This window comes from Streptomyces sp. NRRL S-495 (assembly GCF_000966955.1).
GTDB lineage: Bacteria > Actinomycetota > Actinomycetes > Streptomycetales > Streptomycetaceae > Kitasatospora > Kitasatospora purpeofusca.
Genome location: NZ_JZWY01000559.1, coordinates 1 through 16662, shown reverse-complemented (window position 1 = coordinate 16662; position 16662 = coordinate 1). Strand labels below are relative to the sequence as shown.

General features: G+C 72.9%; 13 protein-coding genes and 3 pseudogenes. 10 read left to right on the top strand and 6 right to left on the bottom strand.

Translation table 11 applies throughout. The features are described 5' to 3' along the window. The 3 genes and pseudogenes from VR45_RS27155 to chvE form a co-directional block, all read right to left on the bottom strand. A partial coding sequence (locus VR45_RS27155; RefSeq protein WP_199926006.1) for a sugar ABC transporter permease occupies window positions 1–869 on the bottom strand: 869 nt, incomplete at its 3' end. Window positions 870–872: 3 nt separating this feature from the next. Beyond that, window positions 873–2403, bottom strand: a pseudogene (gene mmsA / locus VR45_RS27150) (multiple monosaccharide ABC transporter ATP-binding protein). Between the two features lie 100 nt (window positions 2404–2503). After that, entirely contained in the window at window positions 2504–3598 is a 1095-nt protein-coding gene (gene chvE, locus VR45_RS27145; RefSeq protein WP_045942470.1) for a multiple monosaccharide ABC transporter substrate-binding protein, read from the bottom strand. A gap of 591 nt (window positions 3599–4189) precedes the next feature. Here chvE and VR45_RS27140 point away from each other — a divergent pair. From VR45_RS27140 to VR45_RS47245, 5 genes are all read left to right on the top strand, one after another. Then, window positions 4190–5179: a LacI family DNA-binding transcriptional regulator gene (locus tag VR45_RS27140; RefSeq protein ID WP_045942469.1), complete on the top strand. Its 990-nt coding sequence runs from the start codon at window positions 4190–4192 to the stop codon at window positions 5177–5179. Between the two features lie 214 nt (window positions 5180–5393). Then, window positions 5394–7091 (top strand): ribulokinase, encoded by a 1698-nt coding sequence (locus VR45_RS27135; protein WP_045942468.1) that lies wholly within the window; start codon window positions 5394–5396, stop codon window positions 7089–7091. After that, window positions 7088–7756 carry an L-ribulose-5-phosphate 4-epimerase gene (locus VR45_RS27130; RefSeq protein WP_045942467.1) on the top strand — a complete coding sequence of 223 codons (669 nt, stop codon included), beginning with the start codon at window positions 7088–7090 and terminating at the stop codon, window positions 7754–7756. Before VR45_RS27135 ends, VR45_RS27130 begins: the two co-directional genes overlap by 4 nt. 11 nt (window positions 7757–7767) lie before the next feature. After that, entirely contained in the window at window positions 7768–9276 is a 1509-nt protein-coding gene (gene araA, locus VR45_RS27125; RefSeq protein WP_045942466.1) for an L-arabinose isomerase, read from the top strand. After that, window positions 9273–9440: a hypothetical protein gene (locus VR45_RS47245; protein WP_159394373.1), complete on the top strand. Its 168-nt coding sequence runs from the start codon at window positions 9273–9275 to the stop codon at window positions 9438–9440. The genes araA and VR45_RS47245 overlap by 4 nt, the downstream gene beginning before the upstream one ends. A 66-nt stretch (window positions 9441–9506) precedes the next feature. Here the strand turns inward: VR45_RS47245 and xylA are convergent. Further along, window positions 9507–10701, bottom strand: a pseudogene (gene xylA / locus VR45_RS27120) (xylose isomerase). A gap of 94 nt (window positions 10702–10795) precedes the next feature. Here xylA and xylB point away from each other — a divergent pair. From xylB to VR45_RS49045, 5 genes and pseudogenes are all read left to right on the top strand, one after another. Next, window positions 10796–12227: pseudogene (gene xylB, locus VR45_RS27115) on the top strand (xylulokinase). A 72-nt stretch (window positions 12228–12299) separates the two neighbouring features. Then, window positions 12300–13154: an ROK family transcriptional regulator gene (locus VR45_RS27110; RefSeq protein WP_234326207.1), complete on the top strand. Its 855-nt coding sequence runs from the start codon at window positions 12300–12302 to the stop codon at window positions 13152–13154. An 83-nt stretch (window positions 13155–13237) separates the two neighbouring features. Beyond that, window positions 13238–13381: a hypothetical protein gene (locus VR45_RS49050; protein WP_234326203.1), complete on the top strand. Its 144-nt coding sequence runs from the start codon at window positions 13238–13240 to the stop codon at window positions 13379–13381. A gap of 12 nt (window positions 13382–13393) precedes the next feature. After that, window positions 13394–13726 (top strand): ROK family protein, encoded by a 333-nt coding sequence (locus VR45_RS27105; protein ID WP_107084279.1) that lies wholly within the window; start codon window positions 13394–13396, stop codon window positions 13724–13726. 151 nt (window positions 13727–13877) lie between these two features. Then, complete coding sequence (locus tag VR45_RS49045) at window positions 13878–14363, top strand: hypothetical protein (RefSeq protein WP_045942464.1); 486 nt, start codon at window positions 13878–13880, stop codon at window positions 14361–14363. On the opposite strand, the gene VR45_RS27095 is transcribed toward VR45_RS49045, so the two are convergent. Together VR45_RS27095 and VR45_RS27090 are read right to left on the bottom strand one after the other, a co-directional pair. Then, window positions 14332–15249 (bottom strand): glutaminase, encoded by a 918-nt coding sequence (locus VR45_RS27095; protein WP_045942463.1) that lies wholly within the window; start codon window positions 15247–15249, stop codon window positions 14332–14334. The genes VR45_RS49045 and VR45_RS27095 overlap by 32 nt on opposite strands. A 153-nt stretch (window positions 15250–15402) precedes the next feature. Further along, window positions 15403–16536, bottom strand: a complete 1134-nt coding sequence (locus tag VR45_RS27090; protein WP_045942462.1) for an alkene reductase — start codon at window positions 16534–16536, stop codon at window positions 15403–15405. Window positions 16537–16662 lie beyond the last annotated feature (126 nt).

Below are 16662 nucleotides of genomic sequence, written 5' to 3'. Positions count from 1 at the left end.
TCGTTGCCGCCGATCGCGTAGGTGTGCCGGCCGAGGATCGAGTTGCGCATCAGGTAGCCGAAGCCGACCAGCAGGGCGCCGAGGATCAGCAGGACGACCGGGGCGCCGTGGTAACTGGCCAGCAGCAGCGTGAAGGTCACCACCGCGGCCGCGATCGCGCCGAGCTTCGCCAGGAACAGCCCGGTGGGGAGCGGTTCCAGCCCGTACGAGGTGGCCCGGCGCCGTCCGCGCAGCTCCTGGAGGACGGCGACGGCCAGCACCGCGAGGCCCAGCAGCAGGGTGAGGTTGTGGTAGTTCGTGTGCGGGCCGACCTCGGGGAGGAAGCCGCTGCTGATGTTCTGGAAGCCCTTGGGGAACGGCGCCACCGACTGGCCCTGGAGCAGGATCTGGGTACCGCCGCGGAAGAGCAGCATGCCGGCCAGGGTGACGATGAACGAGGGAATGCCGAGGTGGGCGATCCAGAAGCCCTGCCAGGCGCCGGCCGCCGCGCCGATCAGCAGCGCGGCCACCAGGGCCACGGGCCAGGGGAGGTGGTGCTTGACCATCATCACCGCGGCGGCCGCGCCGACGAAGGCGGCGAGCGAGCCGACCGAGAGGTCGATGTGGCCGGCGATGATGACGATCATCATGCCGATGGCCAGGATGAGGATGTAGCCGTTCTGCTGGATCAGGTTGGTGATGTTGAGCGGCTGGAGCAGGATGCCGTCGGTCCAGATCTGGAACAGCAGGACGATCAGGGCGAGCGCGACCAGCATGCCGTACTGGCGCATGTTGCCGCGCAGCGCGCGGACCACGGCGTCGGCGGCGGACGGGCGTGGGCCGGTCCGCGCGTCGGGCGCGGTCTCTGGGGTGGTCTGGATCTGGGCCATGCCTCACACCTGCTTGTCGGGTCGTGCCGCGCTCATGGTCATGAGCCGCATGAGGGATTCCTGGGTGGCGTCGGCGCGGAGCACCTCACCGGTGATCCGGCCCTCGGCCATGGTGTAGATCCGGTCGCACAGGCCCAGGAGTTCGGGGAGTTCGGAGGAGATGACGAGAACGGCCTTGCCCTGGGCGGCGAGTTCGGCGATGACGGTCGCCGATGTCGATGCCCCGGGTGGGTTCGTCGAGGATCAGCACCTCGGGCTCGGCGAAGATCCACTTGCTGAGGACGACCTTCTGCTGGTTGCCGCCGCTGAGGGTGCCGGTCCGGGTGAACACCGACGGAGCCTTGATGTTCATGGTCTTCCGGAAGGACTCGGCGACCCGGGTCTCGGCGTGCTCGTCGACCCAGCCCCGGCGGGCGACCTTGCCGAGGGCGCTGAGCGAGATGTTCCGGCTGATGTCGTCGATGAGGTTGAGGCCGAGCTGCTTGCGGTCCTCGGTGACGTAGGCGAGGCCGTGGCCGATCGCTTCCGGCACCGTCCCGGTGCGGATCTCCCGGCCGTGCAGCCGGACCCGGCCGCCGGTCCACTGCCCGTACGAGCGGCCGAAGACACTCATGGCCAGCTCGGTGCGGCCGGCGCCCATCAGGCCGGCGATGCCGACGATCTCGCCGCGGCGCACGGTCAGCGAGGCGCCGTCCACCACGGTGCGCTGGTGGTCGATCGGGTGCCGGACGCTCCAGTCCTCGATTTCGAGGGCGACCTCGCCGATCTCCGGGGAACGCTCGGGGTAGCGGTGTTCGAGGTCGCGGCCGACCATGCCGCGGATGATCCGGTCCTCGGAGATGCCCTCGGGACCGATCGCGATGGTCTCGATGGTCCGCCCGTCGCGCAGGACGGTGACCGCGTCGGCGACCCGGGTGATCTCGTTCAGCTTGTGCGAGATGATGATGCAGGAGATGCCCCGGGCCTTGAGGTCGAGGATCAGGTCGAGGAGTTTGCGGCTGTCCTCGTCGTTCAGGGCCGCCGTCGGCTCGTCCAGGATGAGCAGTTTGACGTCCTTGGCGAGCGCCTTGGCGATCTCGACCAGCTGCTGCTTGCCCACGCCGAGGTCGGCGATCCGGGTGTGCGGGCTCTCGTCGAGGCCGACCTGGCGCAGCAGATCGGCGGCGTGGGTCAGTGTCCGGTGCCAGTCGATGACGCCCCGCCTGGCGTGCTCGTTGCCGAGGAAGACGTTCTCGGCGATGGACAGGTACGGCACCAGCGCGAGCTCCTGGTGGATGATGGCGATGCCGCGCTGCTCGCTGGCCCGGATGTCCTTGAACCGGCAGGGTTCGCCCTCGAAGTGGATCTCGCCCTCGTAGCTGCCGTGCGGGTACACGCCGCTGAGCACCTTCATCAGGGTGGACTTGCCGGCGCCGTTCTCACCGCAGACGGCGTGCACCTCGCCGGCGGCGACCGTGAGGTTGACCTCGGAGAGGGCCTTGACGCCGGGGAAGGTCTTGCTGATCGACCGCATCTCCAGCACGGGTCGGGCCATGGGTGTGCTTCCGTATCGTTCGGGGCGGTGCGGTCCGGCCGGGTCTGCCGGGCACCGCACCGCCGGTTGGGCTCCGGGCCCGTCGGCCGGACCCCGGGGGCTACTTGAGCTGGTCGGCGGTGTACTGGCCGCTGTCGACCAGGACCTTCTGGTAGTTGTCCTTGTCGACGCTGACCGGCTGGAGCAACTGGGCCGGGACGGTCTTGGCACCGTTGTCGTACTGGGTGGTGTCGTTGACCTCGGGCTTGCCGCCGGTCAGCAGTGCGTCGCCCATCTGGACGGCGGCCTTGGCCAGCTGGCGGGTGTCCTTGTAGACGGTCTGGGTCTGCTCGCCGGCGATGATCGACTTCACCGAGGCCAGCTCGCCGTCCTGGCCGGTGACGACCGGCAGTGACTTGCCGGAGCCGTAGCCGACGCCCTTGAGCGAGGAGATGATGCCGATCGAGATGCCGTCGTAGGGCGAGAGCACGGCGTCGACCCGGGCGGCGGTGTAGGACTTGCTCAGCAGGTTGTCCATCCGGGACTGGGCGAGGCCGCCGTCCCAGCGCAGCGTGGCGGCCTGGTTGAAGGCGGTCTGGCCGCTCTGCACGACCAGCTTCTTCTCGTCGAGGTACGGCTTGAGCACGCTCATCGCGCCGTTGAAGAAGAAGGTGGCGTTGTTGTCGTCCGGCGAGCCGGCGAACAGCTCGATGTTGAACGGGCCCCTGCCGTCCTTGAGGCCGAGCTTGTCGACGATGTAACTGCCTTGCAGGACACCGACCTTGTAGTTGTCGAAGGTCGCGTAGTAGTCGACGTTCCCGGTGCCGCGGATCAGGCGGTCGTAGGAGATGACGGGGATGTGCGCGTCGGCGGCACGCTGCAGCACATTGGTGAGCGAGGAGCCGTCGATGGCGGCGATCACCAGGAGTCTGGCCCCCTTGGTGATCATGTTCTCGACCTGGGAGACCTGGTTCTCCACGACGTTGTCGCCGTACTGGAGGTCGGTCCGGTAGCCCTTGGCCTGGAACTCCTTGACCATGTTGGTGCCGTCGTTGATCCAGCGCTCCGAGGATTTGGTGGGCATCGCGATGCCGACCAGTCCGCCCTTGGCGTCGCCCTTGGCCGACCCGTCGCCGGCGCCGTTGGCGCTCTGGCCGCAGGCCGCCAGCGAGAGCGACAGGCCCACCGCGACGAGGCCAGCTGAAAGCTTCCGCACAGTTCCTCCAGTGATGATGTTCCGCGACCGGCGCAGAGCGACCCTGGCGGGCGACCGGGAGCGGTCGGTCGGGGTCGTCGGCCGCTCTCGGCCCCCCGCGCTGTGGAGCGGTGGGACCGGGATGGCCCTGGCCTGGCGTGACATGAGTGTTAACGCTCACAAGAGCGGCGTCAAGAGGCGTGGGAGCACCGTCGGACCCTCCGGGGCACCGAGTGCTGGTCCGGCCCCGGTTGCGCACCACCGGAGCGGGAAGGCCCTGGTGGCTCCGGTGTGAAGAATCGGCGAACCATGGGGAGATGTCCGGGCCGAGCGGTGACGTACCCCTTCCTCGCGGCAGGGCGGCCCCGTGGCCCCGTGGCCCCGTCGCGGTGCCGGTGGTCCGGGTCCTCGCCGCCGTGGAAGGGGCGGGAGGGAGAACTCGGCGGAACCGGCGCCCGCCGCCGGCCCGAAGTGCTGGTATCAAGAGAAACCGCTGGTTGGAACCGAGGGTGACGGATTGGCCTGGACCTGGTCGCGTACTGTGGTCCCAGCCGAGGATGGGGACTGCGCGTGGGAACCGAGAGCACTGGGGCGGAGCATCGCCAGCCCGTGATGGCGGACGTGGCGAAGCTGGCGGGGGTGTCCCACCAGACGGTCTCCCGGGTGCTCAACGGAGCCCCGCACGTCCGGCCCGACACCCGGGACCGGGTGCTGGCGGCCATACGGGAGCTGGACTACCGGCCCAACTCCGCCGCCCGCGCGCTGGTCACCCGGCGCTCGCAGACCCTCGGGGTGGTGAGCTTCGACTCCACCCTGTACGGCCCCGCGTCGATGCTGGACGGCATCGAGCGGGCCGCGCGCAGCGCCGGGTACTTCGTCAGCGTGACGAGCCTGCGCTCCCTGGACGGCCGTTCGGTCCAGGAGGCCGTCGACAGGCTGCGCGACCAGGGGGTGGAAGGCGTCGTCGTGATCGCGCCGCAGATCTCCGCCGTCAGCGCGGTCGCCAGGCTCTCCAGCTCCGTGCCGCTGGTCGCGGTCGGTTCGGGCAACCAGACCCAGGTGCCGATGGTGTCGGTGGGCAACCGCGCGGGCGCCGAGGCGGCCACCGGGTACCTGCTCGACCTGGGGCACCGGACCGTGCACCACCTGGCGGGACCGGCCAACTGGCTGGAGAGCCAGGACCGTGAGGACGGCTGGCGCCGGACACTGGAGTCGGCCGGCGCGCCGGTGCCGGTGGTGGAGCGCGGTGACTGGAGTGCCCGCTCGGGCTACCAGGCGGGGCTGCGGATGGCCGAACTGCGTGACGTCACGGCGGTCTTCTGTGCCAACGACCACATGGCCCTCGGGGTGCTGCGCGCCCTGCACGAGCTCGGCCGGTCGGTGCCGGGGGACATCAGTGTGGTCGGCTTCGACGACATCCCGGAGGCCGCCTACTTCATCCCGCCGCTGACCACGGTGCGGCAGGATTTCGGCGAACTCGGCCGCAGGGCCCTGGAACTGCTCGTCGAGGAGCTGGCGGGCGTGGCGCACGCCAGTGCCCATGTGCGGATCTCCCCGGAGATGGTGCTGCGGCGCAGCGCGGGACCGGCCGTCCGCCGTTGAGCCGGTAGTCGCTCCGCGGGATCCCTGGGGCCCGGGCCGGGTTCCGCCCGGTCCGGGCCCCGCGCAGTTGTCTTGACATGGTGATTGTGAGCGCTAACAATCAATGTGAGCGTTACCAGGACGCCCTTCCCGCTCCGTCGGCCGGGCCACCGAATCCCGCTTCCGTGTGCCCGGCCGACGGCTTCGCGTTCCGCCATTCTTGAGGGAGAAGCAAGTGACAGTGACCCCTGCCGCCCACGACACCGACCGGTACGTCATCGGCGTCGACTTCGGCACCCTCTCCGGCCGCGCCGTGGTGGTCCGGGTCCGGGACGGCGAGGAGCTGGGCACCGCCGTCCACGACTACCCGCACGCCGTGATCGAGCGCGAACTCCCCGGCACCGGCCGGCCGCTCCCGCCGGACTGGGCGCTCCAGCACCCGGCGGACTGGCGCGAGGTGCTGAGCGTGGCCGTCCCGGCAGCGCTCGCCGCCGCCGGCGTCGATCCCGCCCGGGTCATCGGTATCGCCACCGACTTCACCGCCTGCACCGTCCTGCCGGTGCGCGCCGACGGCACCCCGCTGGCCGAGACGACCGCCTGGTCGTCCCGGCCGCACGCCTGGCCCAAGCTGTGGAAGCACCACGCGGCGCAGCCCCAGGCGGACCGGATCAACGCCCTGGCCCACGCCCGCGGCGAGAAGTGGATCGCGCGCTACGGCGGGCGGATCTCCGCCGAGTGGCAGTACGCCAAGGCGCTCCAGGTCCTGGAGGAGGATCCGGCTGTCTACGCGGCCTGCGAGCGCTGGATCGAGGCCGCCGACTGGATCGTCTGGCAGCTCACCGGCGCCGAGTCCCGCAACGCCTGCACCGCCGGCTACAAGGGCATCCACCAGGACGGCGCCTACCCGACCGAGGACTACCTCGCGGCGCTCCACCCGGAGTTCGCCGACTTCGCCCGCACCCGCCTGGAGCACCCGCTCGCCCCGCTCGGCTCCCGGGTCGGCTCACTGACCGCCGAGGCCGCCGCCCGGACCGGCCTGCCGGAGGGCATCGCGGTGGCCGCCGGCAACGTCGACGCGCACGTCGCCGCACCGGCCGCCCGGGCCGTCGACAACGGCCGGCTCCTCGCCATCATGGGCACCTCCACCTGCCACGTGGTCAACGGCGCCGTGCTCGCCGAGGTCCCCGGCATCTGCGGCGTCGTCGACGGCGGCATCGTCGACGGCGCGTACGGCTACGAGGCCGGCCAGAGCGCCGTCGGCGACATCTTCGCCTGGTGGCTGCGCCAGGGCGTCCCCGCCGACTACCTGGCCGAGGCCGAGGCGAACGGCGAGGACCTGCACGGGCTGCTCACCCGCAAGGCCGCCGCCCAACCCGTGGGCGCCCACGGCCTGGTGTCGCTCGACTGGATGAACGGCAACCGCTCCACCCTGGTCGACCACCACCTGTCCGGCGTCATCGCCGGCCTCACCCTCGCCACCCGCCCCGAGGAGATCTACCGGGCCCTGCTGGAGGCCACGGCCTTCGGCACCAGGGTCATCGTCGAGGCGCTGGAGCAGGGCGGCGTTCCCGTCACCGAGTTCATCGTCACCGGTGGGCTGAAGAAGAACGCCCTGCTGATGCAGATCTACGCCGACGTGCTGCGCCGACCGGTCTCGGTCGCCGAGTCCGAGCAGGGCCCGGCGCTGGGCTCGGCCATCCACGCCGCCGTCGCCGCCGGGGCCCACCCGGACGTCCGGACCGCGGCAGCCGCCATGGGCCGGGTGCACCGCGATGCCTACCGGCCGGACCGGGCCGCCGCCGACACCTACGACCGGCTGTTCGCCGAGTACCGGGCCCTGCACGACCACTTCGGCCGCGGCGCCGACAAGCTCCTGCACCGTCTGCGCGACATCCGCAACGCCGCCCTCACCGCACCGAGCGAGGCATCGTGACCACGACCGTCGACCTGATCCGCCGGCAGGTCAGCGACCTCCACCAGGAACTCGTCCGCTACGACCTGGTGGTGTGGACGGCGGGCAACGTCTCCGCCCGCGTCCCCGGCGAGGACCTGCTCGTCATCAAGCCGAGCGGCGTCTCCTACGAGGAGTTGTCGCCCCAGAAGATGATCCTCTGCGACCTCGACGGGAACGTCGTCGAGGGCGACCACGCGCCCTCCTCCGACACCGCCGCGCACGCCTACGTCTACCGCCACCTGCCCGAGGTCGGGGGAGTGGTGCACACCCACTCCACCTATGCCTGTGCCTGGGCCGCCCGCGGTGAGGCCGTCCCCTGCGTCCTCACCGCGATGGCCGACGAGTTCGGCGCCGAGATCCCGGTCGGCCCGTTCGCGCTGATCGGCGACGACTCCATCGGCCGGGGCATCGTCGACACTCTCACGGGCCACCGCTCACCGGCCGTCCTGATGCAGAACCACGGTGTCTTCACCATCGGCAAGGACGCCCGGGCCGCCGTGAAGGCCGCCGTGATGTGCGAGGACGTGGCCCGCACCGTCCACCTGTCCCGTCAGCTCGGTGAGCCCCTGCCGATCGCGCAGGCGGACATCGACAGTCTCAACTTCCGTTACCAGAACGTCTACGGCCAGCCCCAGGCCCGGTGAGGAGCCACCCCATGAAGAAGCCACTGGAGGGCCGTCAGGTCTGGTTCCTGACCGGCAGCCAGGGTCTCTACGGCGAGGACACGCTGCGCCAGGTGGCCGAGCAGTCCCGGCGGATCGCCGAAACCCTGGACCGTGACTGCGCCGTACCGGTCGAGATCGTCTGGAAGCCCGTCCTCACCGACGCGAGTGCCATCCGCCGGATCTGCCTGGACGCCAACGCCGCGGACGACTGCCTCGGGCTGATCGCCTGGATGCACACCTTCTCCCCGGCGAAGATGTGGATCGCCGGCCTGGACGCGCTGCGCAAGCCGTTGCTCCACCTGCACACCCAGGCCAACGTCGACCTGCCGTGGAGCTCCATCGACATGGACTTCATGAACCTGAACCAGGCGGCCCACGGCGACCGCGAGTTCGGCTACATCCAGTCGCGCCTCGGCATCGCCCGCAAGACCGTCGCCGGACACGCCGCCGACCCGTCCGTGGCCGCCCGGATCGGCACCTGGGCGCGCGCCGCCGCCGGCCGCGCCGAACTGAGCGACCTGAAGCTCGCCCGCTTCGGCGACAACATGCGCGACGTCGCCGTCACCGAGGGCGACAAGGTCGAGGCCCAGCTCCGCTTCGGGGTCTCCGTCAACACCTACGGCGTCAACGACCTGGTCGCCGCGGTGGACGCGGCGGACGAGGCGGACGTCACCGAGCTGGTCGAGGAGTACGAGGACAGCTACCGCCTCGCGCCCGCGCTGCGGACCGGAGCGGAGCGTCATGCGTCGTTGCGGTACGCGGCACGCATCGAGCTCGGCCTCCGAGGCTTCCTCGAACAGGGTGGCTTCAAGGCCTTCACCACCAACTTCGAGGACCTCGGCGGTCTGCGCCAGCTGCCCGGCCTCGCGGTGCAGCGGCTGATGGCCGACGGCTACGGATTCGGCGGCGAGGGCGACTGGAAGACCGCCGCCCTGCTGCGCACCCTCAAGGTCACCGCCGCCGGGCTTCCCGGCGGCACCTCCTTCATGGAGGACTACACCTACCACCTGGAGTTCGGCAGCGAGCTGATCCTCGGCGCGCACATGCTGGAGGTCTGCCCGAGCATCGCCGCCGGTACCCCCTCCTGCGAGATCCACCCGCTCGCCATCGGCGGGCGGGAGGACCCGGTCCGCCTGGTCTTCGACGCCGAGCCCGGTCCGGCCGTGGTGGTGGGCCTCGCGGACCTGGGCGACCGCTTCCGGCTGGTGGCCAACGAGATCGATGTCGTCCCCGCACCGGAGCCGCTGCCCAACCTGCCTGTCGCCCGCGCGGTCTGGACGCCGCGCCCGGACCTGCACACCTCCGCCGAGGCCTGGCTGACGGCCGGCGGGCCGCACCACACCGTGCTCTCCGGCGCGGTCGGCAGCGAGGAACTGGACGACCTCGCCGAGATGCTCGGGGTGGAACTCCTGGTGATCGACGACGACACGACCGTCCGCCGGTTCACCAAGGAGCTGCGCTGGAACCAGGCCTACCACCGCCTGTCCCAGGGGCTGTGACCCCGCGCGAGAGCGCCCGCTTCCGCCTGCGCCGCACCGGCGACCACCTGCGGGTGAGCACCGACAGCCCGCACCCGTGGCAGCCGCGGATCGGCGGCCCGGACGGCGCCCTGCACCTCAGCCCGGCCGGTACCCACGAGGCCGAGCTGCCCTGCCCGGCCTGAGCGGGCGCGGGAGCGGGAGCGAGCCGGGCCGGGCCGTGCGATCCGCACGGCCCGGCCGTGGCACCGTCAGCGGGCGCCGAGGAGGTGTTCGAGGGACAGCTGGTCGAGCTGCTCGAAGGCCATGCCGCGGCGGGCGGCGGCTTCGACGTCGAACTCCTGCTGCTTCGACGTCGAACTCCTCGAAGGCGGAGGGGTCCGCGAGCAGTCCGGTGAGCCCGTCCGACGCCGTGGGGAGGGCGAGCTCGGGCAGGCGGGAGGCGGCGAGCGCGGCCCGCACCTCGGGGTCGGCCCGGAAGGCGCGGGAACGCTCGGCCAGCAGCAGGTAGTTGCGCATGCAGCCGGCGGCGGAGGCCCAGACCCCGTCGGAGTCCTCGGTGCGCGGCGGCTTGAAGTCGAAGTGCTTCGGGCCGTCGTAGCCGGCCGACTCCAGGAGGTCGACCAGCCAGAAGGCCTGCCGGAGGTCTCCCGCGCCGAAGCGCAGGTCCTGGTCGTACTTGATGCCGGACTGGCCGTTGAGGTCGATGTGGAACAGCTTGCCGTGCCACAGGGCCTGGGCGATGCCGTGCGGGAAGTTGAGGCCGGCCATCTGCTCGTGGCCGACCTCCGGGTTGACGCCGACCCGCTCGGGGCGCTCCAGGGCGTTGATGAACGCCAGGGCGTGGCCGACCGTGGGCAGCAGGATGTCGCCGCGCGGCTCGTTGGGCTTGGGCTCGATCGCGAACCGCAGGTCGTAGCCCTGCTGTTCGACGTACTCGCCCAGCAGGTCGAAGGCCTCCTTCAGCCGGTCGAGCGCGGTGCGCACGTCCTTGGCCGCGCCGGACTCGGCGCCCTCGCGCCCGCCCCAGGCGACGTAGACCGAGGCACCGAGCTCGGCCGCCAGGTCGATGTTGCGGATCGTCTTGCGCAGCGCGTAGCGGCGTACGTCGCGGTCGTTGGCGGTGAAGGCGCCGTCCTTGAAGACCGGGTGGGTGAAGAGGTTGGTGGTCGCCATCGGGACCTTCAGCCCGGCGTCGTCCAGTGCGGCGCGGAAGCGCTTGACGGCCTGCTCGCGCGTGGCGTCGCCCGCGCCGAAGGGGATCAGGTCGTCGTCGTGGAAGGTGACGCCGTAGGCGCCGAGTTCGGCCAGTCGCCGCACGGTCTCGACCGGGTCGAGGGCGGGGCGGGTCGCGTCGCCGAAGGGGTCGCGCCCCTGCCAGCCGACGGTCCACAGGCCGAAGGTGAACTTGTGCGCGGGGGTGGGGGAGAGGGTGTCGCTGGACATGGAGCGGCTCCGGATCGGTGCGGAGGGGTGTTTGTCATGACTCTCAACAAATTAGTATGCCGGGACGTCAGAAGGAACCCCATCGGAGGAACGCATGGCTGAACAGCGTGTGGTGATCGGCGTCGACAGCTCGACCCAGGCCACCAAGGCCCTCGCCGTCGACATCGACTCGGGCACGGTCCTGGGCGAGGGCCGCGCCCCGCACACCGTCAGCGAGGGAGCCGGCCGGGAGAGCGATCCCGAGCAGTGGTGGCGGGCGTTCGAGGAGGCCGTCCTGCGGACGGGCTGGGCCGAACGCGCGGCCGCCGTCTCGATCGGCGGCCAGCAGCACGGCCTGGTCACCCTGGACGAGGCCGGCGAGCCGGTCCGCCCGGCGCTGCTGTGGAACGACGTCCGGTCCGCCCCCCAGGCCGCCGAGCTGCGGGCCGGGATCGGTCCGGCGGAGATCGCCCGGCGCACCGGCAGCCTGCCGACCGCCGCCTTCACCGCCCCCAAGTGGGCCTGGCTGCGCGCCAACGAGCCCGCTGCGGCCGAACGCGTGGCCGCAGTCCGCCTCCCGCACGACTTCCTGACCGAGCGGCTGACCGGGGAGGCGGTGACCGACCGCGGCGACGCCTCGGGCACCGGCTGGTGGGGACCGGACGGCTACGACAAGGACGTCCTCCACCGCATCGGCCTCGACGAGGCCCTGCTGCCGCAGGTCCTCGCGCCGGGCGCGCGGGCGGGCACGGTCCGCCCGGGGACGGCACTGCGCGAGGGGGCACTGGTCGCCGCCGGAACCGGCGACAACATGGCCGCCGCCCTCGGCCTGGGCCTGCGGCCCGGGCAACCCGTGCTCAGCCTCGGCACCTCCGGGACGGTCTACGCCGTCGGCCGGATCCGGCCGGTGGACCCGAGCGGAACGGTCGCGGGCTTCGCCGACGCCCTCGGCGGCTGGCTGCCGCTCGCCTGCACGCTGAACTGCACCCTCGCCGTCGACCGCTTCGCCGCGCTCCTCGGACGCGGGCGCGAGGAGGTCGAGCACGGCGGCTCCGTGGTGGTGCTGCCCTACCTGGACGGCGAGCGCACCCCCGACCTCCCCGGTGCCTCCGGTCTGGTCCACGGGCTGCGCCACGACACCACCCCGGGGCAGCTGCTCCAGGCCGCCTACGACGGCGCCGCCCATGCCCTGCTCACCGCCCTGGACGACGTGCTGCGCGCCGGCGGCACGGACCGGGCGGGCGAGGAGCCGCTGCTGCTGATCGGCGGCGGCGCCCGGGGCCGGGCCTGGCAGCGGACCGTGCTGCGCCTCTCGGGCCGGGCGGTCCGGGTGCCCGAGGCGCGGGAGCTGGTCGCGCTGGGTGCCGCCGCCCAGGCCGCCGCGCTGCTCACCGGCGAGTCGGCCGACGCCGTCGCACGCCGCTGGGGGAGCGGCCGAGGGCCGGACGCTGGAGCCCGTGGCGAAGGACGGCGACGCGCTCGAACGGATCAGCGATACCCTGCGTCGGGCCGGAGCTTTGCAGGGCGAGCCGGCCGGGGACCGGTAGGAGGAGCGGCGCGTGACGGCGGTCGGCAGTGCGATCAGGAGCCAGGACAACGGGCCCGCTTCGCTGCAGGACATGCGTCGGCGCAACCTCGCGCTCGTCCTCGGCGCGGCCGCCGAGCACAGCCCGCTCTCCCGCGCGGACGTCGCCGGGCGTGTCGGGCTGACCAGGGCGGCCGTCTCCTCCCTGGTCGACGAGCTGATCGGCCGGGGTGCGCTGACCGAGGCGGCGGCCACCGCCAGCGGGCGGGTCGGCCGACCCGGGCGGGCGCTGACCGTCAGTGACCACGGCCCGGCGGGGCTCGGCCTGGAGATCGGCGTCACCCACCTCGGCGCCTGCGTGGTGGACCTGCGTGGCGAGCCGCGGGTGTGGCGCAGGGTGGACCAGGCCAACGCGGGCCGGCCCGCCGGGCAGGTGCTCGCGGAGGCCGCCGCGCTGGCCGCCGAGGCGCAGGCCGAGGCCGAGGCCCTCGGGCTGCGGGTCGAGGGCCGCGTGCTGGCCGTGCCCGGGGTGGTGCCGAACGGACCGGCCGGGCTGGTGGAGCGCGCGCCCAACCTCGGCTGGTGCGGCGTCCGGCTCGCCGACCACTGGCCCGACCCGGAGACCGTGCCCGAGCCGGAGAACGAGGCCGACCTCGGCGCGCTGGCCGAGCTCTGGAACGCCGAACCGGCCGAGACCTTCGTGCACGTCTCGGCCGAAGCCGGCATCGGGGCCGCCCTGGTGATCGAGGGGCGGCTGTTCCGGGGTGCCCGCGGCTTCGCCGGCGAACTCGGCCACATCCCCGTCCACCCGGACGGCCCCGACTGCGTCTGCGGCGCCCGGGGCTGCCTGGAGCAGTACGCGGGCCAGGAGGCCGTGCTGCGCGCGGCCGGTCTCGCTCAGCCCGGCGCGGGCGGTCCCGCTCAGCACCTGTCTCTTATACACATCTGAGATGTGTATAAGAGACAGGTCTGGTCCTCGGCGGCGCCTACGCCGAGCTCGCCGACTGGCTGCTCCCGTCCGTACGCGCCGAGTTGGCGGCCCGGGTCACCGTGCGGCCCTGGGACCCGGAGGCGCTGCGTCCGTCCGGCCTGGGGCGGCGCGGACCGCTGCTGGGCGCGGCGCTGACGACGGTCCGTCGGATCATGGCGGACCCGACCCTGCTGCCCGTCGGCTGACCCGGGACCGGGCTGCGACGCCGGGGCACCGCCCCCCGGACCCGAGGCGACGGGCGCGGGGGCCGGAGGNTGGACCGCGCGGGGCGGGCCCTGGGTCTCGCCCTCACGTCGGCCGTGCAGCTCGTCGATCCGGACGGTCTGGTCCTCGGCGGCGCCTACGCCGAGCTCGCCGACTGGCTGCTCCCGTCCGTACGCGCCGAGTTGGCGGCCCGGGTCACCGTGCGGCCCTGGGACCCGGAGGCGCTGCGTCCGTCCGGCCTGGGGCGGCGCGGACCGCTGCTGGGCGCGGCGCTGACGACGGTCCGTCGGATCATGGCGGACCCGACCCTGCTGCCCGTCGGCTGACCCGGGACCGGGCTGCGACGCCGGGGCACCGCCCCCCGGACCCGAGGCGACGGGCGCGGGGGCCGGAGGCCGGGCCCGGGTCAGTCGTGCTCGACCACGACCATCGCGTGCCCGTCCCCGGTGGTGCCCCGTACGGGCCGCCGCGGGTGCGGTGGAGCGCCTCCCGGGCGGCGCCGTCGACCCGCTCGGCGACGACACCTTCCTCGACCCGGCCCCCCGCGCCCTGGAGCACGGCGGAGGCGGCACCGGCTGGAGCCTCGCCTGGGTCGCCGCGCTCGCCGCCCGCCTGGGCGACGGCCCGCTCGCCGGACACGCCGTCGAGCGTCTGCTCGCCACCTCGATCGCGCCCAACCTGCTCGACCTGCACCCTCCGCGGCTCTTCCAGATCGACGGCAACTTCGGCATCACCGCCGCCATCGCCGAGACCCTGCTGCAGAGCCACAACGGCATCCTGCGCCTGCTGCCCGCACTGCCGCCGTCCTGGCCGGACGGCGACCGTGGCCTGCTGCGCTGCGCCGCCGGGCTCCCGCGCCGACCGCACCGACGGGCCGCACCGACAGGCCGCGCGAGACCCTTCGCGAAGCCGTCCGCCCGTGCACCGCCGGTCAGAAGATGGACCAGCCGGTGTGGGTGGTGAGCGCGTCGAGCGCGGTGATGCCCGCGATCGAGTTGCCGTGGCCGTCGAGAGCCGGACCCCAGGTGCAGAGCGTTCCGCGCCCCGGGATGACGGCCAGGATGCCCCCGCCGATGCCGCTCTTGGCGGGCAGGCCGACGCGGTGGGCGAACTCGCCCGCGGCGTCGTAGGTGCCGCCGATCAGCATGACGGCGTTGACGCGCTTCGCCTCGCTGCGGGTGAGCAGCCGGGTGCCGTCGGCCCGTAGGCCGTGCCGGGCCAGGAACCCCGCGGCCAGGGCGAGGTCCCGGCAGCTCATGCTGAGGGCGCACTGCCAGAAGTAGTGGTCGAGGACGTCCGGGACGGGGTTGTCGAGGCGGCCGTGGTCGGCCAGCAGGTGGGCGAGGGCCGCGTTGCGGTGTCCGTGGTGGCTCTCGCTCCAGGCGACCTGGGCGTCGAAGTCGATGCGGGGATTGCCGCTCTCGGTGCGGAGGAACTCGCGCAGGGTTCCCCGGGAGTCCCCGGTGAGGGTGAGCAGCCGGTCGGTGATCACCAGCGCGCCGGCGTTGACGAAGGGGTTGCGCGGGATCGCGTTCTCCCGCTCCAGCTGGGCGAGGGAGTTGAAGGGTGACCCGGAGGGCTCCTTCCCGACCCGGGTCCACAGCGAGTCGCCGTCGGCGGCCAGGACCAGGGCGAGGGTGAACACTTTGGAGATGGACTGGATGGAGAACGGGACCTGCCAGTCCCCGGTGCCGCGTGACGGTTTGCGGGTGGCGGTGTCCGCGATCGCGAGGCCGAACCGGCGGGGGTCGACGGCGGCGAGAGCCGGGATGTACTGGGCGACGGTTCCCTCGGCCAGGACGGGGCGGACCGCGCGGTTGATGTGTTCGAACAGGTTCTCGTAGTCCATGCCGGCCCCCCTCCGCGGGCGGGACGCCGTTGTCCGGCCCGGCATCAGCATGCGCCGGGGTGAGCGCGAGGGGAAGAGCACGGCCAGGAGGGGAGGCCGGGCCACGGAGGGGCGTGACCCGGCCCGCACGGCCGGTTGCCTCGCCGGCGGGTGTCAGCCGAGGGCCGGGTAGTCGGTGTAGCCGGTCTCGCCGCCGACGTACATCAGGTGTGCGTCCCGGATCGGGTTGAGCGGTGCGCCGGTCCGCAGCCGGGTGACCAGGTCGGGGTTGGCCAGGAAGGCGCGGCCGAGGGAGACGAGGTCGGCACCCGCGTCCAGCAGGCGCTCGGCGGCGGCCCGGCCGCCGTCGGCGGGCAGGGGGCCGGGCCAGGGGAGGGCCGGGTTCGCGATCAGCGGGCCGGACCAGGCGTCGCGCAGGGTGCGGAAGAGCGGCTGGTCCGGGTCGGCGAAGACGACGTGCAGATAGGCCGGACGGAGGTCGTCGAGGGCGTGGAGGAGCGCCGGGTAGACCTCGTCGACGTCGTCCTCCGTCATGGAGTTGGCGGTGACGCCGGGGGCGATCCGCACGCCGACCCGTTCGGCGCCGATCGCCTCGGCGACCGCGCGGACCACCTCGACGGTGAGCCGGATCCGGTTGGCGACCGACCCGCCGTAGCCGTCGGTGCGGTGGTTGGTGTGGCGGGAGAGGAACTGGTGGAGCAGGTACCCGTTCGCGGCGTGGACCTCGACGCCCGCGAAGCCGGCGGCCACCGCCCGGCGCGCGGCGGCGGCGAAGTCGGCCACGGTGTCCCGGATCTCCTGCTCGGTCATCTCGCGCGGCACGACATTCTCGCGGTGGCCGGACGGGGTGACGATCGTGCCGGGCAGCGGCACCGGCGACGGGGCGACCGGGTGGTGCCCGCTGGTCTCGGGGTGGCCGACCCGGCCGCCGTGCTGCAGCTGGAGGAACATCTGCCCACCCGCCGCCCGGACGGCGTCGGTCACGCGGCGCCACCCGGCCACGTGCGACTGGTCGTGGATCGCCGGGATGTTGGGGTAGGTGGCGCCCACCGCATTGGGGGTGGTGGCCTCCGCGATGATCAGTCCGGCCGACGCGCGCTGGGCGTAGTACGTGGCCATGATCGGGTCCGGTACGCCGTCGGCGCCCGCGCGGTTGCGGGTCATCGGTGCCATCACCAGGCGGTTGGCCAGCGGCAGGGTGCCGAGGCGGGTGGGCCGGAACAGCGGGGAGTCCGTGCCGGTGGCCTCGGTGGCCTGGGACGGGCGGGCTGCGGTGTCCGTGCTCATGAGGGTGCTCCTTCGTGCTCCGTGGTGCTGCCGACCGGTTCCTCCCGCCGACTGATCGAACGATCCCGCGACCCGCTTCGGGTCCGCTGACGGTTCGCTGACGGTCGTCCTGGAGCGGTCCGGAAG

What these genes read in the sequence shown, in the direction of transcription:
- VR45_RS27140 (WP_045942469.1), top strand. Translation starts at nt 4,190, where the DNA reads ATGGCGGACGTGGCGAAGCTGGCGGGGGTGTCCCACCAGACGGTCTCC.
- araA (WP_045942466.1), top strand. Translation starts at nt 7,768, where the DNA reads ATGAAGAAGCCACTGGAGGGCCGTCAGGTCTGGTTCCTGACCGGCAGC.
- VR45_RS27110 (WP_234326207.1), top strand. Translation starts at nt 12,300, where the DNA reads ATGCGTCGGCGCAACCTCGCGCTCGTCCTCGGCGCGGCCGCCGAGCAC.
- VR45_RS27095 (WP_045942463.1), bottom strand. Translation starts at nt 15,249, where the DNA reads ATGGACTACGAGAACCTGTTCGAACACATCAACCGCGCGGTCCGCCCC.
- VR45_RS27090 (WP_045942462.1), bottom strand. Translation starts at nt 16,536, where the DNA reads ATGAGCACGGACACCGCAGCCCGCCCGTCCCAGGCCACCGAGGCCACC.